The sequence below is a fragment of the Sphingobium scionense genome (genome assembly GCF_014197035.1).
Classification (GTDB): Bacteria; Pseudomonadota; Alphaproteobacteria; order Sphingomonadales; family Sphingomonadaceae; genus Sphingobium; species Sphingobium scionense.
In genome coordinates this window covers 242,143-263,873 of sequence record NZ_JACIEU010000001.1, presented here as the reverse complement: position 1 = coordinate 263,873, position 21,731 = coordinate 242,143, and the positions used below count along the sequence as shown (strand labels likewise).

Here is a 21,731-nt window from a genome sequence, read left to right as displayed (position 1 = left end):
GGGTTTGTCCTTCCTCAGGCTAGGCCGAGGCCGTTGACGGCAAGGTCGATCAGCTTGATGCCCACGAACGGCGCGATCAGGCCGCCCAGGCCATAGATGGCGAGGTTGCGGGCCAGCAGCGGTCCGGCGCCGATCGGGCGATAGGTCACGCCCTTGAGCGCCAGCGGCACCAGACAGGGAATGATCAGCGCGTTGAAGATGATCGCCGACAGGATCGCGCTTTCCGGCGTGGCCAGCCCCATGATGTTGAGGATGCCAAGGCCCGGATAGAGCGCCACGAACATGGCCGGGATGATCGCGAAATATTTGGCCACGTCATTGGCGACCGAGAAGGTCGTGAGCGCGCCGCGCGTCATCAGCAACTGCTTGCCCAGGCCCACCACCTCGATCAGCTTGGTCGGATCGCTGTCCAGGTCGACCATGTTGCCGGCTTCGCGGGCCGCCTGCGTGCCGGTGTTCATGGCGACGCCGACATCGGCCTGAGCCAGGGCAGGGGCGTCGTTGGTGCCGTCGCCGCACATCGCGACCAAGCGGCCACCCTGCTGTTCCTTGCGGATCAGAGCCAGCTTGTCCTCCGGCGTCGCCTGCGCCAGGAAATCGTCGACCCCGGCCTCGGCCGCGATGCTGGCGGCGGTCAGCGGGTTGTCGCCGGTGATCATCACGGTGCGGATGCCCATCTGGCGCAGTTCGCCGAACCGTTCCCGGATGCCGGCCTTGACGATGTCCTTGAGGAAGATCGCGCCCAGCAGCTTGCCATCCTTGGCCACCGCCAGCGGGGTGCCGCCGGCACGGGCGATCTCGTCGGTGATGCGGCGCAGTTCGCCCGCGACCGGGGTGGAGCCCAGGCCCGGATTGGCCTTCAGCACCGAATCCACCGCCCCCTTCTGGATCGTCGATCCATCGATGGTGACGCCGGAAATCCGGGTCTGGGCGGTGAAGGGAATGACCTCCGCATTGGCAGGCAGGGCGTCTACCGACTGGTTGAAGCCTTCGCGGGCCAGCAGCACGATCGAACGGCCTTCGGGCGTCTCGTCCGCCAGGCTGGCGAGCAGCGCGGCCTGCGCGAGCTGGACCGGGGTCGTGCCGCCCACGGCACGGAATTCGGTCGCCTGGCGATCCCCCACGGTGATGGTGCCGGTCTTGTCCAGCAGCAGCACGTCTATGTCGCCCGCCGCTTCGACGGCGCGGCCCGACTTGGCGAGCACGTTGAAGCGTACCAGACGGTCCATGCCGGCAATGCCGATCGCCGACAGCAGGGCAGCGATGGTGGTCGGGATCAGGGTGATCAGCAGGGCCGCCAGGATCGCCACCGGAATGGCGCCGCCGGCATAGCTGGCGAAGCTGGGGATGGTGCCGACCGCGATGAGGAAGATGATGGTCAGGCCGACCAGCAACAGGGTGAGGGCGATCTCGTTCGGCGTCTTCTGCCGCTCGGCGCCCTCGACCAGCGCGATCATGCGATCGAGAAAGCCCTGGCCGGGATTGACGGTGACGCGGACGCGGATCTCGTCGGAAATGACGCGGGTGCCTGCGGTCACGGCCGAACGGTCGCCGCCCGCCTCGCGGATCACCGGCGCGGATTCGCCGGTGATGGCCGCTTCGTTGACGGAGGCGACGCCGGAGAGGACCTCGCCATCGGACGGGATCAGGTCGCCGGTCTGGACCAGCACCACGTCGCCCAGCTTCAGCGCGCTGGCGGCGACGGTCTCATAGCTTTCGCCATGGCCCTTCAGCCGCTTGGCGGTCAGGTCCGCCTTGGTGGCGCGCAGCGAGGCGGCCTGCGCCTTGCCGCGCCCTTCGGCCAGCGCCTCGGCAAAGGTGCCGAAGAGGACCGTGAGCCAGAGCCAGATGACCAGTTGCAGCTTGAAGCCGACGGCCAGGCTGTCCTGCCCGACAAGGAGCAGGACGGTCAGCAGCACCGCGACGATTGCGGTGGTGAACATCACCGGGTTGCGGATCAGTTCCTGCGGCTTGAGTTTGCGGAAGGCGTGGCCGATCGCTGGAACGATCAGGTCCGCGGTGAAGAGCGATTTTTGTTCGGATGTGTCAGAGGACCGGGCCATGGAATGGGATCCTTAGAAAAGCTGGCCACGGATCATCGCGAGATGATCGGCGATGGGGCCAAGGGCGAGGCTGGGCAGGAAGGTCAGGCCGCCCACGATCAGCACGATGCCGACCAGCAGACCGGTCCACAGTGGCCCCGTGGTGGGGAAGCTGCCGGCGGTTTCGGGCGTATATTTCTTCGCGGCCAGGCTGCCCGCGATGGCCAGCATGGGAATGATGATGAAGAAGCGGCCGATCCACATCGCGACACCCAGCATCCCGTTATAGAAGGGGCTGTTGGCCGACAGGCCGGCAAAGGCCGAGCCATTATTGCCGACGGCGCTGGTGAAGGCGTAGAGGATCTCGCTGAAGCCATGCGGTCCCTTGTTGAGCGGGCCGGCCAGGCCCGCGTCGGTGACGCTGGCGATGGCGGTGAAGCCCAGGATGATGAGCGGCAGCACGGCGATGGCGAGCACCGCCAGCTTGACTTCGCGGCTCTCGATCTTCTTGCCGACATATTCCGGCGTGCGACCGACCATCAGGCCCGCGACGAACACGGCAAGGATGGCGAACAGCAGGAAGCCATAAATGCCTGCGCCGACGCCGCCGACCACGACTTCGCCGAGCTGGATGTTGAACAGCGGGATCATGCCGCCCAATGCGGTGAAGCTGTCATGCATGGCGTTGACCGCGCCGCAGCTTGCCGCCGTGGTGACGACGGAGAAGAGGGCAGAGGCGGCGATGCCGAAGCGGACTTCCTTGCCTTCCATATTGCCACCGGCGACGCCCAGATTGTGGAGCACCGGATTGCCGGCCGCTTCCTGCCAATAGGCGACGGTGACGCCGGCGAGGAAGATCACCAGCATGGCGGCGAGGATGGCCCAGCCCTGGCGCGGATTGCCGACGGCCTTGCCGAAGGTCCAGGTCAGGCCGAAGCCGATCATAAAGATCGACAGCATCTGTGCCAGGTTGGTGAGCGCGGTCGGGTTCTCGAAGGGATGGGCACTGTTGGCATTGAAGAAGCCGCCACCATTGGTGCCCAGCATCTTGATCGCTTCCTGGCTGGCGACGGGGCCAAGCGCGAGGGTCTGCTTCACGCCTTCCAGCGTGGTCACGTCGACCGAGCCGGCCAACGTCTGCGGCACGCCGCTCGCGATCAGGAACAGGGCGTAGACGATGCAGATCGGCAGCAGCAGATAGAGGGTCACGCGGGTGACGTCGGCCCAGAAATTGCCGATCGTCGATGCGCTGCGCCGGGCAAAGCCGCGGAACAGGGCGAAGGCCAGCGCAATGCCGGTGGCGGCCGACAGGAAATTGTGGATGGTGAGGCCCAGCATCTGGCTGAGGTTCGACATGGTCGACTCGCCCGAATAGCTTTGCCAGTTGGTGTTGGTGGTGAAGCTGACTGCGGTGTTGAACGCCAAGTCGCTGCTGGTGCCGCCAAAGCCCTGCGGATTGAACGGTAGCAGGCCCTGCAGGCGTAGCACCGCATAGGTGAAGAGCAGCAGCGCGACGTTGAAGATCAGCATGTGAACCGCGTAGCGGCGCCAGCTCTGTTCGGCGTCGGGATCGATCCCCGACAGCCGATAGAAGCCGCGTTCGATCGGACCCATCACGGCATGAAGCGGCGTGCGGCGGCCCTCATAGAGGGCGAACAGCCACAGGCCCATCGGTTTGGTGAGCGCCAGCAAGATGCCGACAAAGGCTGCGATCAGCAGCCATCCCTGGAAGGTCATGTGCGGCCCCCCTTAAAAGCGTTCGGGCCGTGCGAGCACGGCGACGAGATAGACGAGAAGCCCGGCGGCGGTGATCGCCGCGAGCCAGAGGTCGATGGTCATGGCATCCCTCCTTCAGGCGTCGCCGCACAGCCGGACATAGCCGAGGCTAGCCGCTGTCAGCGCCAGGATGATGCCGATCCACAAGAGATCCTGCATGGGGGTAACTCCCGCATCACGCCCGCCGCGGGAGGCGGACAGGGTCGTTAGCGAGCGCCCGATTAGGCCCCTCTTCCGTTTGAATGCGAGACGCGGGCGGGGCAGGCTGCATAGTATTTGCGTATGATTTTTTAGCGGGGCCGGGATGGATAGCTTTTCTACCGCGACGGCCAGCATTGCTTGGGGGACGATTCTCTATACCATCGGTAGATAAGCCGCCCGAGTCGGCAGAGAGGACGCATTATGGCCTATCAGGATCAGGACAGACCGTTGACGCGCCTGCGCGATCGGCTGGCGCAGGCCCTTTTCAGGGAGCCCGCCGTGGTGCTGTTCGAGCGCGATGCTGATGACCGTAATCTGCCCGTTTCCCGCACCGATCGCGAACGCCAGCCGCAGGATGCCTGCGCCTGATCGGGGAAACCCTGTGTTTCCAGGGCGAAAGCCCAATGCCTCTTCGCAGCGGCGGAACATCCGCTAGATAGATTTCCGACAGCATGGCGCGCCGATCGCGTCAGCGCCTTGAAGGAGATCCAGATGGCTACCAGCCCGCGCGAAGTTACCCGTCCCGTCGATCCGCTGATCCTGGAGCGCTGGTCGCCCCGCGCCTTTGACGGCTCGGCGATTCCCCAGGCCGATATCGACACGCTGTTCGATGCCGCCCGCTGGGCGCCCTCGGCGTTCAACTACCAGCCCTGGCGCTTCCTCTATGCCCATCGCGAAAGCGCCGACTGGGCGCGCTTCCTCGATCTGCTCTTCCCGTTCAACCAGGGCTGGGTGCAGCATGCCGGCGTACTCGCCTTCGTCCTGTCCGACACGCTGATGGCGGCGCCGGGATCGGAAGATTACAAGCCCTCGCACAGCCACAGCTTCGATGCGGGCGCCGCCTGGGCGACGCTGGCGCTACAGGCTACGCGGCTTGGCTATCATACCCATGCGATGACCGGCGTAGATTTCGACAAGGCGCGCGCCGAACTGGCAGTGCCGGAGCGTTTCCGGATCGAGGCGGCGATCGCGATCGGGCGTCAGGGCGACAAGGCCGTCCTGCCCGAAGCGCTGCAGGCGCGCGAGGCGCCGAGCGGCCGGCATGAGATCGAGACATTCGCCCATCAGGGCAATTTCATCGTCTGACAGGGAAAAAGGGCGGCGTTTTGAAACGCCGCCCTTTCTGTATCAGGTCGTGCTCCAGCCGCCGCCCAAAGCGCGGAACAGGTCCACCTGGGCAAAGGCGACGGCGCGGTTGGCGGTCGCCAGGTCCGCATCGGCCGATGCCTGGGTACGCAGCGCATCCAGCACGGTCAGGAAGTCGATCTGCCCCTCGCGCTGGCGTGCCAGGCTGATCCGTGCAGCCCGAGCCGCCTCGTCCCGCGCCGATTGCAGCGTCGCCCGCCGCTCCAGCGCATTGGCATAGGTGGAAAGCGCCGTCTCGGTTTCCTCCAGCGCCTGCAACACCGTGCCGTCAAAGGCGGCAAGCGACGCGTCGCCATCCGCCTTGGCCGCCGCGATCTTCGCGCGATTGGCTTCCTGATTGGGGAAGGCCCAGCTGATCAGCGGCCCCAGCAGGAAGTTGAGCGGCCCGGCACCGAACAGATTGCCTCCGCCGACCGCCGTGGTGCCGATCGATCCGCCCAGCGTGATACGCGGATAGAGATCGGCGGTGGCCACGCCGACCCGCGCCGTGTCGGCCGCCAGCCGTCGTTCCGCCGCGCGCACGTCCGGCCGCCGGGCGAGCAGCGCCTGGCCGTCGCCGACCGGGATGGGCTGTGTCACATTCGGTGTCACGGTTGCGTTCTGGACGGATGCAGGCAGGTCCTGCGGCGTCCGCCCGGTCAGCGTCGCCAGCCGGAACAGGGCGGCATTGCGATCCGCGATCAGATTGGGGATCAGCGCCTGCTGCTGTTCGCGCAGGGTCGTCACCCGGACCACGTCCAGCCGGTCGGACCGGCCAGCGTCGAAGCGGGCGCTGGTGATGCGGATCGACTTGTCGAGCAGGTCGACCGTTTCCTTCGCGACGGCAAGGCGCTGGGCCGAAGCGGTGGCATCGACATAGGCGCGCACCGTATCGGCGACCACCGCGACACGAACGGCATCGGCATCGGCCTGGGCCGCGCCGAGATCGCCGCGCGCCGCCTCTATACTACGCTTCACCCGGCCGAACAGGTCGACCTCATAGGCGACGTCCAGCCCCATATCGACGGTCCAGTTTTCCCGGTCCATGCCGGGCAGGGTCTGGGCCTGCGACACCCGGCCATAGGTCGGTGAGCCGCTGACATTGGTGCTCGGCAGCCGGTCGGAACGGGCGCCGCGCAACTGGGCGCGGGCGCGTTCCAGCCGGGCGACGGCGACGCGGATGTCGGTATTGGCCTTGAGCGCATCACCGACCAGTCCATCGAGCAGCGGGTCGTTATAGAGCCGCCACCAATGGTCGTCGGTTGCGCTCTGGGCGACCGCCGGGTTCGCCGCCCCGATGAACGGGGCGGCGGCGGTGGTTGGGGTGGCGGGGGCCTTGTAATCCGGCCCGGCGGCGCAGGCTGTCAGCGCGCTGACGCTGAGCAGCAGGGCAATCAGGTTCCTTGTCATGGCTTTTGTCCTCATTCGGCCGGCTGCAAGGTCGCAGCGTCGTCAGCCTCCGGGCGCCGGCGGCGGGCGAAGCGATCGCCCAGCGCACGGCACACGACATAGAAGGTGGGGGTGAAGAGCAGGCCGAAGGCCGTCACGCCGGTCATGCCGAAGAAGACCGCCGTGCCCAGCGCCTGGCGCAGTTCCGCACCGGCCCCGCTGGCGATCACCAGCGGCACCGCCCCCAGGATGAAGGCGAAGCTGGTCATCAGGATCGGGCGCAGACGGGTCTGGGCAGCCTGGACGGCGGCTTCGACCGGGCTCAGCCCCTGTTCCTCTTCCGCCTGCTTGGCGAATTCGACCACCAGGATGGCGTTCTTCGCGGCAAGGGCGATCAGCACGACCAGGCCGATCTGCGTCAGGATATTATTGTCCATCCCGCGCAGGTTCACGCCCAGCATGGCCGCGAACAGGCACATCGGCACGATCAGGATGATCGCCAGTGGCAGGGTCAGGCTTTCATATTGCGCTGCCAGCACCAGGAAGACGAAGAACACCGCCATGCCGAACACGATGCCAGCGGTATTGCCGGCACTGATCTGCTGATAGGCAACGCCGGTCCACTCGCTGGCATAACCCGCAGGGGCCGCGTCGGCGAGCTTCTCCATCGTGGCCAGCGACTGGCCCGACGAATAGCCCGGTGCCGTGTCGCCATCGATTTCCACGGCGGGCAGCAGGTTATAGCGGACCACGCGATAGGGGCCGGTCTTGTCGCGGAAGGTGGAGACCGAACCGATCGGCACCATCTGGCCGCTGTTCGACCGGGTCTTCAGGTTGGCGATATCAGCCACGGTGCCGCGATGATCGGCATCGGCCTGGGCAGTCACGCGATAGGTGCGACCAAGCAGATTGAAGTCGTTGACGAAGGCAGAGCCAAGATAGACCTGCATCGCTTCGAACACGCGCTCGGGCGGCACGCCCAGCAGGTCGGCCTTGCGGCGATCGACATCCGCGAAGATGCGCGGGGTGCCGACGTCGAACAGGGTATAGACCTGCGCCAGGCTGGGGCTCTGATTGGCCTTGCCGATCAGCTCGCCAGCGACCTTGTTGAGTTCCGCATAGCCGCGATCCTCCCGGTCCTCCAGCATTAGGCGATAGCCACCGGCCGAGCCGATGCCCTGGATCAGCGGCGGCGGCACCAGCAGGATGCGCGCCTTGTCATAGCCCGCGACCGCCTTGTTCGCCTGATCCATGATCCCGGCATAGGTGGCGCCCTCCGCCTTGCGCTCGGCAAAGCTCTTGAACGGGAAGTAGATCGCCGCGCTGTTGGGCGCCTGCGTCTGCGACGGACCATGGAAGCCGGCGAACATCACCGCGCCGCGCAGGCCCTTGATCGGCAGGATCTTCGCCGCGACCTCGCGCGTCACCTTGTCGGTGCGCTCCAGCGATGCACCCGAGGGCAACTGGACGACGGCCAGGAAATAACCCTGGTCCTGCGCCGGGATGAAGCCGCCGGGCGTCACCCAGAACAGGGCGATGGTGGCAGCGATCAGGCCGGCATAGGTCAGCAGCATCTTCTTGGGTCGGGCGACAAGGAAACGGGTAAGGCGCGCATAGCCCGCGCTCATCCGATCAAAGCCCTGGTTGAACCGATCCGCTGCCTTGGCCGCGACCTGGCGCCAGCGTGGCGCATTGTCGAGGTCAGGGGCACCATGTTTGGGCTTCAGCAGCAGGGCGGCTGCAGCCGGCGACAGGGTGAGCGAAAGGATCAGCGAGATGACCGTCGCGGTCGAGATGGTGACCGCGAACTGCTGGTAGAAGGCACCGGAAATGCCGGTGATGAACAGGGTCGGCACGAACACGGCGCACAGCACCAGCACGATCGCGATCAGCGCGGTCGACACTTCGTCCATCGACACGCGCGCCGCCTGCAGCGGGCTCATGCCATTTTCGATATTGCGTTCGACATTCTCGACCACGACGATCGCGTCGTCGACGACGATGCCGATCGCCAGCACCAGGCCGAACAGCGACAGGTTGTTGAGCGAATAGCCGACCGCCGCCAGCATCGTCGCCGTGCCGATCAGCGAGACCGGGATCGCGATGATCGGGATGACCGCCGCGCGCCAGTTCTGCAGGAAGATGAGGATGACGAGCACGACCAGTATCACCGCTTCGAACAGCGTGTGATAGACGGCGTCGATCGACTGGCTGATGAATTCGGTCGGGTTGTAGATGATGCTATATTCCAGGCCCTTGGGGAAGCGCTTGGACAGTTGCTCCATCTCCGCCTTGACCTTCTCCGCGGCGTCGAGCGCGTTGGAGCCGGGGCGCTGCATCGTCGCGATCACGACCGTCGGCTTGTTGCTGAGATAGGTGTTGGTGCCATAATCCTGCGCGCCCAGCTCGACGCGAGCGACATCGCGCACGCGCACCTGGTGGCCATCGGCATCGGAACGGATGACGATGTCGGAAAACTGATCGGGCGTGGTCAGGCGGCCCTGCATTTCGACGCCAAGCTGGAAGGCTTCGCCCCGGTCATAGGGTGGCTGGCCGATCGAACCGGCCGACACCTGGACATTCTGTGCCCGGAGCGCCGAGACGATCTCGCCGGCGGTCAGGTCCAGCGCGGCGGCGCGATCGGGATCGATCCAGATGCGCATCGCATAGTCGCGCGCACCGAACAGTTGCACGTCGCCCACGCCGTCGAGCCGGGCCAGCCGGTCGCGCACCTGGGTCAGGGCATAGTTGGAGATATAGTCGCGGTCATAGGTGCCGTCGGGCGACTGCAAATTCACGACCATCAGGAATTCCGGCGTGGTCTTGCGGGTGACGACGCCCAGTCGCTGCACTTCCTCGGGCAGGCGCGGGATAGCGACGGCGACGCGGTTCTGCACCAGCACCTGTGCGGCATCCAGGTCGGTGCCGATCTTGAAGGTGACGGTCACGACCACCTTGCCGTCGCCGGTCGACTGGCTGCTCTGGTAAAGCATGTCGTCGACGCCGTTGATTTCCTGTTCGATCGGCGCGGCCACGGTCGATGCGACCGTTTCGGCCGACGCGCCGGGATATTGGGCGGAAACCGTGACCGTGGGGGGCACGATGTCGGGATATTGGGACACCGGCAGGCCGACGAAGGCGAGCGCGCCGACCACGGTGATGACCACCGCGATGACGGCGGCAAAGATCGGCCGGTCGATGAAGAAACGGGAGAAACGCATCGGATCGTCCTTTGCGAAAGGCGAAAGGGATACCGCGCGATCCGGCAGGGGCCGGATCACGGGCAGGGAATTTCGTTTGGTTGGCCCCACCCGTGTGAAGGGTGGGGCCAGTTCTTACCGGGCGAAGGTGGCCTGGGCGGCGACCGGGGCGACGCTGTCGACCGGGGTGACGGGCGCCGGGGTCGGGCTGATCCGGGCCGGCTTCACCGCGACCTTGGCACCGGGCATTGCCGCCTGGATGTTGCTCACGACCACGCGGTCCTTGGGATCGAGGCCGCTGCGGATGATGCGCAGCCCGTCGACGATCGGGCCAAGCTCGACCGGCTTCACCGCGACGCTGTCATCCTTGTCCACCACCAGCACGGTCTTGCGTGCCTGGTCGGACTGGATCGCCTCGTCGGGGACCAGCAGGGCATTGGCCTTGCCGCCATTGGCCAGGCGCATATTGCCGAACAGGCCGGGGGTCAGGAAATTGCCCGGATTGTCGAACACGGCGCGGATGCGGATCGTGCCCGAACGGGGATCAAGCCCATTGTCGGTGAAGTCCAGACGGCCCTGATGGTTATAGTCCGCCTCGTCCTGCAACCGCACTTCCACCGCGCCGCCATTCTCCTTGTCGCGCTGCGACTTGAGGTAGAGCGCTTCGGATGCATCGAAGTTGAAGTAGATGGGGTCGAGCTTGTTGACCGTGGTCAGCAGCGACGCGGTGCTGCCTTCTCCGCCCGACACCAGATTGCCGACGTCGACGCGGCGATCCGATACGCGGCCGGAAATCGGCGCACGCACCTGGGTGAACTCGACATCCAGCGCCCGGCTGCGTTCGCGGGCCTGCGCGCCGGCCAGAGCGGCCTGCGCCGCCTGCAGACGCGAGCGGAGCGAATCCACCTCGCTTGCCGACACGGCTTCGTCGCCGGTCAGCCGCTGGACGCGGCCATAGTCATTCTGCGCCAGCAGCAGCGCGCTGCGGGCGGAGGCGACGTTGGCCCGAGCCTCGGCCAGAGCGGCCTGGAAGGGGCGCTGGTCGATGGTGAAAAGCAACTGCCCCTGACGAACGAAGTCGCCGTCGCGGAAGTGGATGGCGGTCACCGCGCCCGATACGCGGGGGCGGATCTCGACCGTCTGGCTGGGGGCGAAGCGGCCGACATAGTCATCCCACTGCGTCACGCTGCGGGCGAGCGGCGCGGAAACGCCGACTGCCGCCAGCGGGGTGGCTGCGGCCTGGGCCGAGGGGCGGTCGACCAGCTTCCAGCCGATGCCGAACAGAGCGATGAGCGCGATGGCGGCAATGCCGCCATGCTTGCGCGACCATCGGCTTCCGGGGGATGCATGGATGTCCGACGCGGACCCGTCGGCGGTTATCTTGGTGAACTGGTTCATGGATTAGCTCCGGGGGACGCGGGCAGTGCGGCCCGCGCTGATGGTGGCGAGCAGCAGTTCGAGCTGCGCGGTGGAAAAGCCGGCCGCACGGAAGGCGGCGAGGGCGGACAGCGAAACGGCATAGCCCTTGTGCCAGGCCTCGACGGCCAGGCGGCGCAACGCTTCGAGCCGTTCGCTGGCGAGGGTCGGGCTATGTTCCTCGCCCCAGATCCACTTGCGCAGGCGGGCGAAGCGGCCGGGGCCGCGCAGCGAGCGCAAACCATCGGTACGGGCGAGATCGACGATCTGCCATTCCTGGGCAGAAAAATCGGCTGCCAAGGCTTCTGCCGCGAAGTGCGGAGCGGGGGCGCTACGGGCGGCGCCAACGGCCATATGCGGGCCGGCAAGCGCCTGGGCGAAATCAAGGAAAGCCATGGCCTTTTCCTTCCTGTAATCTGGATCGGGCGCATGTCATCACGCGGCAAAACGCATCGCGCGTCCCGAAATACTCGCCCGAAGATGCGGGCATGCGTTCTTGCAGCGCGAACGGCACGGACCGTCGCGAAGAGAGCGCAAAAATGGTGAATCAGGAGGAGCCCGTTACCGGGAAACCGCCCCTTTTAGATGACGCTATCGTCGACAGCGCCGATGTTTGAATTGCTGCATGATGACCTCCCTGGGCTACGCACCCAGCATCATTGTGTACCATGCGGTATATATTAACGAGGGCTATCCCGTCAACCGTCTTTTTGTACCGGAAGGTATTTTATTCGCAGTGCGTCAATTTCAAGGGGGCGTCGCTGCGATAACGAAATAAAATCGCCGGAGCATATCCGATTGTATCGATCGGGCTCCTCTCGATTTTAGTTGTGCCACCTTTTAGAGGCGCTGGCCTCGCCTCCGAGCCGGCGCGTGATTCCGGCGGCTTGGAATGGGCTCTATTTGCTCGGCCACATGGTAAGGGTGGTGTCGATCAACTGTTCCAGCCGCTCGCGCGGCACGCCTGCGCCGGCCTGCACGGCCATGCCCTGGATCACGGTCGACAGGTAGCAGGCGAGCGCCTGCGGCTCGACTCCGGTGGGCAGGTCGCCTTCCGCCTGTGCGCGCTCGAACCTGTCGAGCAGGGCGCGGTCGGAAGAGGCACGGCGTGCCAGCACTTCGTCGCGGATGCATTCGGAATGGGCGGTGCCACCGACCGAACTGATGACACCCATGCAACCCTGAGGATCGGTATTGCCGGTCTGGATTGCCAGCGAACCACGCAGCATGCGTTCGGCGACGGCCTTGGCGGTGGGTTCTTCGAGCGATGCCTTCACATAGCAGAGCTTGTCGCGCTCATAGAGGTCCAACGCCTTGCGGAACAGGGCTTCCTTGTTGCCGAAGCAGGCATAGAGGCTGGGCTTGGTGATGCCCATCGCTTCGGTCAGCTCCGCCAGCGATGCGCCTTCATAGCCGCGCCGCCAGAAGACCTGAAGCGCAGCCGCCAGGGCTTCCTCGGGATCGAATTCCCTCGGGCGGCCCCTGCCGCTCTGTGTTGCCGTGATTTCCATACCGACCGGTATATAGGGATGATGGCTGCTTACGTCCATAGGGCGTGCAGTGCCATGACAGAACCAGTTTTTCAGTGATGCGGAAGAATTGGATGCCCGACAAGGATTCGAACCTTGATTGACGGAGTCAGAGTCCGCTCTCTTACCATTAGAGGATCGGGCATCATCAGCAGGGCTTGCCCCGCTTGGGAGGCCGCAGATAGGCGGGGTTTTAGAGTCGGTCAAGCGCTTTATGCGGCTTTTCTTGCAGTTTTTTGGATTGGCCGACGGTGCTTATGGCTGATCGCTTTCCTTCGTCAGGCAAAGAAAAGCCCGCCGGATCAATGCTGATCCGGCGGGCAATCTGTCGGTCTTCTTCAAAACCGGGCTGGGAGCCGCTTCCCATTTAGGAAGCGGCGCCTGCCTTTTCAAAGTCAGTCCATGTCCTGCGTGGTGAAATCATCACCCTGCACGGCACCCAGCGGATCGTCGCCGATCGCGGCTTCCGGACCCTGGGCCAGTTCGGCCGCATGTTCCTGGGCCGCGCTCTTCGGCGCGATCAGGTCGACCTGGCTGGAAGCGCGCAGCGCAGCGCGCATCGCCGCGTCACGCGACGAGGCGGCAACACGCAGGCGGTTCATGCCGGCACCGGTGCCGGCCGGGATCAGGCGGCCGACGATGACGTTTTCCTTAAGGCCAACCAGCGTGTCCTTCTTGCCCTGGACCGCCGCTTCCGTGAGGACGCGGGTGGTTTCCTGGAAGGACGCCGCCGAGATGAACGAACGGGTCTGCAGCGAAGCCTTGGTGATGCCGAGCAACACCGGCTTGCCGGCGGCCGGGGCGAAGCCCGGCTGCAGCTTGCTGTTGATCTCGTCCATTTCCTCGCGGTCGACCTGCTCGCCCACCAGCAGGGTGGTGTCGCCGGACTCGATGATCTCGACCTTCTGCAGCATCTGACGAACGATCGTCTCGATGTGCTTGTCGTTGATCTTCACGCCCTGCAAGCGATAGACTTCCTGGATTTCGGCGACCAGATATTCGGCCAGCGGCTCGATGCCGAGCACTTCCAGAATGTCGTGCGGGTCGGGCGAACCGCCGATCAGGTTGTCGCCACGCTTGACGTAGTCGCCTTCCTGAACGTCGATCACCTTGCTCTTGGGGATCAGATATTCGACCGGCTCGCCGCCATCCTCGGGATTGATGGCGATCTTGCGCTTCGCCTTGTAATCCTTGAGGAACTGGACCCGGCCCGAGACCTTGGCAATGATCGCATTGTCCTTGGGCTTGCGGGCTTCGAACAGTTCGGCGACGCGCGGCAGACCACCGGTGATGTCGCGGGTCTTGGCCGCTTCACGGCTGACACGCGCCAGCACGTCACCGGCCTGAACCTGTGCACCATCGTCGACCGACAGGGTTGCACCCACCGCCAGCATGTAGCGGGCGGCTTCGCCGCTGTCGTCGTCCATCAAGGTCAGGCGCGGACGCAGATCTTCCTTGGTCCGGGCAGCACCACGATGTTCGATCACGACGCGCTGGGCGATGCCGGTGGCTTCGTCGGTCTGTTCGGTCAGCGTCTTGTTGTCGATCAGGTCGACATACTTAACGATACCCGGCTTTTCCGTGATCACCGGCATGGTGAAGGGATCCCATTCGGCGAAGCGATCCCCTTTCTTCACGGCATCGCCATCTGCGAACAGGATGGTGGCGCCATAAGGCAGGCGGTGCGTTTCGCGCTCGCGACCCTCGTTGTCGATGATCGCGACTTCGCCGTTGCGGGCGAGCGACAGGCGACGGCCGTTCTTGTCGGTGATGGTCGGCATGTCGCGCAGTTCGATCGTGCCGTCCGACATCGATTCCAGGTTCGACGTTTCGTTGAAGTTCGCCGCGCCGCCGATGTGGAAGGTACGCATGGTAAGCTGCGTGCCCGGTTCACCGATGGACTGTGCCGCGATGACGCCGACCGCTTCACCGATGTTCACCGGCGTACCACGGGCGAGGTCGCGGCCGTAGCACTTGCCGCAAACGCCCATCCGGCTTTCGCAGATCAGCGGGCTGCGGATCTTCACCGCCTGCGTGCCGATCGCCTCGATCTGGGTGATCATGGCTTCGTCCAGCAGGGTGCCGATCGGGATGATGACGGTGCCATCCTTGCTGTCGACGATATCCTGCGCCGTGGTGCGGCCCAGAATACGTTCGCCCAGCGAGGCGATGACCGAACCACCCTGAACGATGGCCTTCATCTCCAGCGCCTTTTCGGTGCCGCAATCTTCCTCGACGATGGTGCAGTCCTGCGACACGTCGACCAGACGGCGGGTCAGGTAACCCGAATTTGCCGTCTTGAGCGCAGTGTCGGCCAGGCCCTTACGGGCGCCGTGGGTCGAGTTGAAATATTCAAGGACGGTCAGACCTTCCTTGAAGTTCGAGATGATCGGCGTTTCGATGATCTCGCCCGAAGGCTTGGCCATCAGGCCGCGCATACCGGCCAGCTGCTTCATCTGCGCCTGCGAACCACGGGCACCGGAATGCGCCATCATGTAGATGGAGTTGATCGGCGCCAGACGACCGGTCTTGGGATCCTTGGGCTGGGCACGGATTTCGTCCATCATGGCGTTCGCGACCTGGTCGCCGCAACGGCTCCAGGCGTCGATCACCTTGTTGTACTTTTCCTGCTGCGTGATCAGACCGTCCTGATACTGCTGCTCATAGTCCGCCACCAGTGCCTTGGTCTCGTCGACCATCGTCACCTTGCTGTCGGGGATGACCATGTCGTCCTTGCCGAAGCTGATGCCCGCCTGGAACGCGTGCTTGAAGCCCAGCGACATGATCGCGTCGGCGAACAGCACCGTGTCCTTCTGGCCAGTGTGACGATAGACCTGATCGATCACGTCCCCGATTTCCTTCTTGGTCAGAAGGCGGTTGACGACGTCGAAGGGCACCTTGTGCGACTTGGGCAGACATTCGCCCAGCAGCATGCGGCCGGGGGTCGTTTCGAAGCGCTTCATATACTGCTGACCGGCTTCGTCGGTCTGCGGCACGCGGCTGATGATCTTCGAATGCAGGGTGACCGCCTTGGCATAGAGGGCCTGGTGGACCTCCTGCATGTCGGACAACAGCATGCCTTCGCCCGGCTCGCCTTCGCGTTCCATCGACAGGTAATAGATACCCAGGACCATGTCCTGCGAGGGAACGATGATCGGCTTGCCGTTGGCGGGCGACAGGATGTTGTTGGTCGACATCATCAGCACGCGCGCTTCCAGCTGGGCTTCCAGCGAGAGCGGCACGTGGACGGCCATCTGGTCACCATCGAAGTCGGCGTTGAAGGCCGAGCAGACCAGCGGGTGAAGCTGGATCGCCTTGCCTTCGATCAGCACGGGTTCGAACGCCTGGATGCCCAGACGGTGAAGCGTCGGCGCGCGGTTCAGCATGACCGGGTGCTCGCGAATGACTTCGTCGAGGATGTCCCAGACTTCCTTGCGCTCCTTCTCGACCCACTTCTTGGCCTGCTTCAGGGTCATGGACAGACCCTTGGCATCGAGGCGCGCGTAGATGAACGGCTTGAACAGTTCGAGCGCCATCTTCTTGGGCAGGCCGCACTGATGCAGCTTCAGTTCCGGACCGGTCACGATGACCGAACGACCCGAATAGTCGACGCGCTTGCCGAGCAGGTTCTGACGGAAGCGGCCCTGCTTGCCCTTGAGCATGTCGGACAGCGACTTCAGAGGACGCTTGTTGGCGCCGGTGATGACGCGGCCACGGCGACCATTGTCGAACAGGGCGTCGACGGCTTCCTGCAGCATGCGCTTTTCGTTGCGGACGATGATGTCCGGCGCACGCAGCTCCATCAGGCGCTTCAGGCGGTTGTTGCGGTTGATGACGCGGCGATACAGATCGTTGAGATCCGACGTCGCGAAGCGGCCACCGTCCAGCGGTACCAGCGGGCGCAGTTCGGGCGGGATCACGGGGACAACGTCCAGGATCATCCACTCGGGGCGGTTGCCCGATTCCAGGAAGCTCTCAACCACCTTCAGGCGCTTGATGATCTTCTTGGGCTTCAGTTCCGACTTGGTGACGGCCAGTTCGTCCAGCAGCGCCTGCTTCTCGCCTTCCAGGTCGAGATCCATCAGCATCTGCTTGACGGCTTCGGCACCGATGCCGGCCGAGAAGGCGTCTTCGCCATATTCGTCCTGGGCGTCGAGCAGTTCGTCTTCGGTCAGGAGATGATATTTCTCCAGCGGGGTCAGACCCGGCTCGGTGACGATATAGCTCTCGAAGTAGAGGACACGCTCAAGCTGCTTGAGCTGCATGTCGAGCAGCAGACCGATGCGCGAGGGCAGCGACTTGAGGAACCAGATGTGCGCGACCGGGGCGGCCAGTTCGATATGGCCCATGCGCTCGCGGCGGACCTTCGACACGGTCACTTCCACGCCGCACTTTTCGCAGACGATGCCCTTGTACTTCATGCGCTTGTACTTGCCGCACAGGCATTCATAGTCCTTGATCGGACCGAAGATGCGGGCACAGAACAGGCCGTCACGCTCAGGCTTGAACGTGCGATAGTTGATGGTTTCCGGCTTCTTGATCTCGCCGAAGGACCAGGACCGGATGCGCTCGGGAGAGGCAAGGCCGATCTGGATCTGGTCGAAGGTTTCCGGCTTCTGGACCGGGTTCGCGAAGTTGGTCAGTTCGTTCATATCTCAAGTCCCTCTAGAGGGTGTAATTCTCGGGCGAAGGCAGGGGAGGGGCGCTGCCGAAACAGCGCCCGCGAACCCTTATTCCGCCGCAGTCGCGATGCCCTCGTCGTCGACCTCGTCCATCGCGGCGAGTTCGACGTTGAGACCCAGCGAGCGCATTTCCTTGACAAGCACGTTGAAGCTTTCGGGGATGCCGGCCTCGAACGTGTCGTCACCCTTGACGATCGCCTCATAGACCTTGGTGCGGCCGACCACGTCGTCCGACTTCACCGTCAGCATTTCCTGCAGCGTGTAGGCCGCGCCATAGGCCTGGAGCGCCCACACTTCCATTTCACCGAAGCGCTGGCCACCGAACTGCGCCTTACCACCAAGCGGCTGCTGGGTGACAAGCGAGTACGGCCCGATGGAGCGTGCGTGGATCTTGTCGTCGACAAGGTGATGCAGCTTCAGGACGTACTTGTAGCCGACGGTCACCTTGCGGTCGAACACGTCGCCGGTACGGCCGTCATAGAGCGAGACCTGGCCGGACTCGTCCAGACCCGCCAGCTTCAGCATCGCCGACACGTCGGATTCGACGGCGCCGTCGAACACCGGCGTCGCCATCGGCACACCGCCACGGACATTCTGCGCCAGCTCGACGATCTGCTCAGGGCTGCGGGCCTCGATTTCGGCGACATAATTGTCGCCATAGATCGTCTTGAGCAGTTCCTTCACCGCCTCGGGGGGCTGGCCCGCCTCGGGGTTCGGATTGGCTTCACGCCAAGTGTCCAGAGCCTGGCCGATCTGGGCGCCCAGGCCGCGTGCGGCCCAGCCCAGATGCGTCTCGAAGATCTGACCGACGTTCATGCGCGACGGCACGCCCAGCGGGTTCAGCACGAAGTCGACGGGAGTGCCGTCTTCCAGGAAGGGCATGTCTTCGGCCGGCAGGATGCGGCTGATGATACCCTTGTTACCGTGACGGCCGGCCATCTTGTCGCCCGGCTGCAGCTTGCGCTTCACCGCAACGAAGACCTTGACCATCTTCAGCACGCCCGGCGGCAGCTCGTCGCCGCGCTGCAGCTTGTCGACGCGATCCTCGAACTTCTCGACGATCAGCTTCACCGCTTCATCATACTGCGCCTTGACGGCTTCGATGCCGGTCTGGCGGACATCGTCCTCGACCGCGAACTTCCACCATTCGTGACGTTCGACTTCACCCAGCAGAGCCTCGTCGATCACAACGCCCTTCTTGACGCCCTTGGGGGCGGCAGTGGCGGTCTGGCCGATCAGCATTTCCTGCAGACGGTTGAAGGTCGCACGGTTCAGAATGCCGCGTTCGTCCTCACGGTCCTTGGCGAGACGGTCGATTTCCTCCCGCTCGATCGCCATGGCACGTTCGTCCTTGTCGATGCCGTGACGGTTGAACACGCGGACTTCCACGACCGTGCCGGCAACGCCCGGGGGCAGACGGAGCGAGGTGTCGCGCACGTCGCTCGCCTTTTCACCGAAGATCGCGCGGAGCAGCTTTTCTTCCGGGGTCATCGGCGATTCACCCTTGGGGGTGATCTTGCCGACCAGGATATCGCCCGGCTCCACTTCGGCGCCGATGTAGACGATGCCAGCCTCGTCGAGGTTGCGCAGCGCTTCTTCGCCAACGTTGGGAATGTCGCGGGTGATGTCTTCCGGACCCAGCTTGGTGTCGCGGGCCATGACCTCGAACTCCTCGATATGGATCGAGGTGAAGACGTCATCCTTCACGATCCGCTCGGAGATCAGGATGGAGTCTTCGTAGTTGTAGCCGTTCCAGGGCATGAACGCGACGAGCACGTTGCGGCCCAGCGCCAGCTCGCCGAACTCGGTCGACGGGCCGTCGGCGATGACTTCGCCGGCCTGCACCAGTTCACCGACCTTCACCAGCGGACGCTGGTTGATGCAGGTGTCCTGGTTGGAGCGCTGGAACTTCTGCAGCGTGTAGATGTCGACGCCCGACTGGCCGGGTTCGACATCGCCGGTGGCGCGGATCACGATTCGGGTCGCGTCGACCTGGTCGATGATGCCGGCGCGCTTGGCGGCGATCGCCGCGCCCGAGTCACGAGCCACGGTGCCTTCCATGCCGGTGCCGACGAACGGCGCCTCGGCACGGACAAGCGGCACCGCCTGACGCTGCATGTTCGATCCCATGAGCGCGCGGTTGGCGTCGTCATTTTCCAGGAATGGAATGAGCGAGGCGGCAACCGAGACCAGCTGCTTGGGGCTGACGTCCATCAGGGTGATGTTGTCGCGGGGCGCCATCAGGAATTCGCCGGCTTCACGGGCGGAGATCAGATCTTCCGCCAGGGTGCCGTCGGCGTTCACTTCGGCGTTGGCCTGCGCGATCGTGTGCTTGGCTTCTTCCATCGCCGACAGATAGACGACGTCGTTCGTCACCTTGCTGTCGATCACCTTGCGGTATGGCGTCTCGATGAAGCCATATTTGTTGACGCGGCTGAAGGTGGCCAGCGAGTTGATCAGACCGATGTTCGGGCCTTCGGGCGTTTCGATCGGGCAGATACGGCCATAGTGGGTCGGGTGAACGTCGCGGACTTCGAAGCCGGCGCGCTCACGGGTCAGACCACCCGGGCCAAGGGCCGAAACGCGGCGCTTGTGGGTGACTTCCGACAGCGGATTGGTCTGGTCCATGAACTGCGACAGCTGCGACGAACCGAAGAATTCACGCACAGCGGCCACGGCGGGCTTCGCGTTGATCAGGTCGTTCGGCATCACCGTCGACACATCGACGGACGACATGCGTTCCTTGACCGCACGTTCCATGCGCAGCAGGCCGACACGATACTGGTTTTCCAGCAGTTCGCCGACGGAGCGGACGCGACGGTTGCCGAGATTGTCGATATCGTCGATCTCGCCCTTGCCGTCCTTCAGGTTCACCAGTTCCTTGACGACGGCCAGGATGTCCTCGACGCGCAGGGTGGTGACCGTGTCCTCGGCATCGAGGTCGAGGCGCATGTTCATCTTCACGCGGCCGACCGCAGACAGGTCATAGCGTTCCGGATCGAAGAACAGGCCGGCGAACAGCGCTTCGGCGGTTTCCTTCGTCGGCGGTTCGCCGGGGCGCATGACGCGATAGATGTCGCTCAGGGCCTGGTCGCGCTCTTCGGCCTTGTCGGCCTTGAGCGTGTTGCGGATCCACGGACCGGTGGTGACATGGTCGATGTCGAGCAGTTCCAGGCGGTCGATGCCCGCCTTGTCCAGCTTTTCGAGGTTTTCAGGGCTGACTTCGTCGCCGGCCTCGATGTAGATTTCGCCGGTCTTCTCGTTGATCAGGTCATAGGCGCTGTAGCGGCCATAGACTTCCTCGGTCGGGATCAGCAGGGTGGCCAGGCCATCCTTTTCCGCCTTGTTGGCGGCACGGGGGCTGATCTTGTGACCGGCGGCGAACACGACTTCGCCCGACTTGGCGTCGACGATGTCGAACGCGGGCTTCAGGCCGCGCCAGGCTTCGGCGGTGTAGGGGATCTGCCAGCCGCCTTCGCCACGGACGAAAACGACCTTGTTGTAGAACTGGCCGAGGATTTCCTCAGCGGTCAGGCCGAGCGCATAGAGCAGCGCGGTGACCGGCAGCTTGCGCTTGCGGTCGATACGCACGTTGACGATGTCCTTGGCGTCGAATTCGAAGTCGAGCCACGAACCACGGTAAGGAATGACGCGCGCGGCGAACAGATATTTGCCCGACGAGTGGGTCTTGCCACGGTCATGGTCGAACAGGACGCCCGGCGAACGGTGCATCTGCGACACGATGACGCGCTCGGTGCCGTTGACGATGAAGGTGCCGTTCTGCGTCATGAGCGGCATGTCGCCCATATACACGTCCTGCTCCTTGATATCGAGGACCGAACGGGTTTCGGTGTCGGCATCGACCTCGAACACGATCAGGCGCAGGGTGACGCGCATCGGCGCGGCATAGGTGATGCCACGCTGACGGCATTCCTCGACGTCGAACTTCGGATCTTCCAGCTCATAATGGACGAAGTCCATTTCGGCGGTGCCGGCGAAGTCGCGGATCGGGAAGACGCTGCGCAGGGTCTTTTCCAGGCCCGACACATAGCCGATGGCCGGATTGGAGCGCAGGAATTGTTCGTAGCTCTCCCTCTGGACTTCGATCAGGTTCGGCATCTGCACCACTTCGTGGATGTCGCCGAACACCTTTCGGATGCGCTTCTTCGCGCCGGTGTTGATCGTTGGGAGAGCCTTGGTCGCCATGCGGTTCCTGCCTGTCTGTTCGTCGCGTTTTTTCGCATTGCAGCGAAAATTCAGTCGAGATGCGGCAGAATCGGGGGTGATTCGCACCCCATATTCCACGCAAAAAAGTGCGGGCCGGGACTGTCCGATCCGCACTGCCAGCGTCTTGTTACCCACCAAAAACGC

13 protein-coding genes and 1 tRNA gene are annotated in these 21,731 nt (G+C 64.3%); 2 read left to right on the top strand and 12 right to left on the bottom strand.

The features are described from left to right. Positions 1-14 precede the first annotated feature (14 nt). Genes kdpB through kdpF form a run of 3 tightly spaced genes read right to left on the bottom strand, consistent with a single transcriptional unit; the run spans position 15 to position 3,881 of the window. Positions 15-2,063 (bottom strand): potassium-transporting ATPase subunit KdpB, encoded by a 2,049-nt coding sequence (gene kdpB, locus GGQ90_RS01080; protein ID WP_188080414.1) that lies wholly within the window; start codon positions 2,061-2,063, stop codon positions 15-17. A gap of 12 nt (positions 2,064-2,075) precedes the next feature. Beyond that, on the bottom strand, positions 2,076-3,779 hold the full coding sequence (kdpA, locus tag GGQ90_RS01075; RefSeq protein ID WP_188080413.1) for a potassium-transporting ATPase subunit KdpA: 1,704 nt from the start codon (positions 3,777-3,779) through the stop codon (positions 2,076-2,078). 12 nt (positions 3,780-3,791) lie between these two features. Continuing rightward, on the bottom strand, positions 3,792-3,881 hold the full coding sequence (kdpF, locus tag GGQ90_RS01070) for a K(+)-transporting ATPase subunit F (RefSeq protein WP_004208480.1): 90 nt from the start codon (positions 3,879-3,881) through the stop codon (positions 3,792-3,794). Between the two features lie 339 nt (positions 3,882-4,220). Here kdpF and GGQ90_RS01065 point away from each other — a divergent pair, with 339 nt between their 5' ends. Both GGQ90_RS01065 and GGQ90_RS01060 read left to right on the top strand, forming a co-directional pair. Beyond that, complete coding sequence (locus tag GGQ90_RS01065) at positions 4,221-4,388, top strand: hypothetical protein (protein ID WP_188080412.1); 168 nt, start codon at positions 4,221-4,223, stop codon at positions 4,386-4,388. Between the two features lie 123 nt (positions 4,389-4,511). After that, on the top strand, positions 4,512-5,105 hold the full coding sequence (locus GGQ90_RS01060) for a nitroreductase family protein (protein WP_188080411.1): 594 nt from the start codon (positions 4,512-4,514) through the stop codon (positions 5,103-5,105). A 42-nt stretch (positions 5,106-5,147) separates the two neighbouring features. Here GGQ90_RS01060 and GGQ90_RS01055 read toward each other — a convergent pair whose 3' ends face one another. From GGQ90_RS01055 to rpoB, 9 genes are all read right to left on the bottom strand, one after another. Beyond that, positions 5,148-6,554, bottom strand: coding sequence for an efflux transporter outer membrane subunit (locus tag GGQ90_RS01055; RefSeq protein WP_188080410.1), 1,407 nt, complete (start codon positions 6,552-6,554; stop codon positions 5,148-5,150). 11 nt (positions 6,555-6,565) lie between these two features. After that, positions 6,566-9,754 carry an efflux RND transporter permease subunit gene (locus GGQ90_RS01050; protein ID WP_188080409.1) on the bottom strand — a complete coding sequence of 1,063 codons (3,189 nt, stop codon included), beginning with the start codon at positions 9,752-9,754 and terminating at the stop codon, positions 6,566-6,568. A 114-nt stretch (positions 9,755-9,868) separates the two neighbouring features. Then, on the bottom strand, positions 9,869-11,131 hold the full coding sequence (locus tag GGQ90_RS01045; protein ID WP_188080408.1) for an efflux RND transporter periplasmic adaptor subunit: 1,263 nt from the start codon (positions 11,129-11,131) through the stop codon (positions 9,869-9,871). 3 nt (positions 11,132-11,134) lie between these two features. After that, entirely contained in the window at positions 11,135-11,545 is a 411-nt protein-coding gene (locus GGQ90_RS01040) for a hypothetical protein (protein WP_188080407.1), read from the bottom strand. 503 nt (positions 11,546-12,048) lie between these two features. Continuing rightward, entirely contained in the window at positions 12,049-12,699 is a 651-nt protein-coding gene (locus tag GGQ90_RS01035) for a TetR/AcrR family transcriptional regulator (RefSeq protein WP_380767079.1), read from the bottom strand. Positions 12,700-12,749: 50 nt separating this feature from the next. Further along, a tRNA-Gln gene (locus GGQ90_RS01030) sits at positions 12,750-12,823 on the bottom strand. Positions 12,824-12,871: 48 nt separating this feature from the next. After that, complete coding sequence (locus tag GGQ90_RS01025) at positions 12,872-13,045, bottom strand: hypothetical protein (protein ID WP_188080406.1); 174 nt, start codon at positions 13,043-13,045, stop codon at positions 12,872-12,874. Positions 13,046-13,073: 28 nt separating this feature from the next. Next, positions 13,074-17,330 (bottom strand): DNA-directed RNA polymerase subunit beta', encoded by a 4,257-nt coding sequence (rpoC, locus tag GGQ90_RS01020; RefSeq protein WP_188080405.1) that lies wholly within the window; start codon positions 17,328-17,330, stop codon positions 13,074-13,076. A 78-nt stretch (positions 17,331-17,408) separates the two neighbouring features. Further along, a complete protein-coding gene (rpoB, locus tag GGQ90_RS01015) occupies positions 17,409-21,566 on the bottom strand; it encodes a DNA-directed RNA polymerase subunit beta (protein ID WP_188080404.1) in 4,158 nt (1,385 codons plus the stop codon). Positions 21,567-21,731 lie beyond the last annotated feature (165 nt).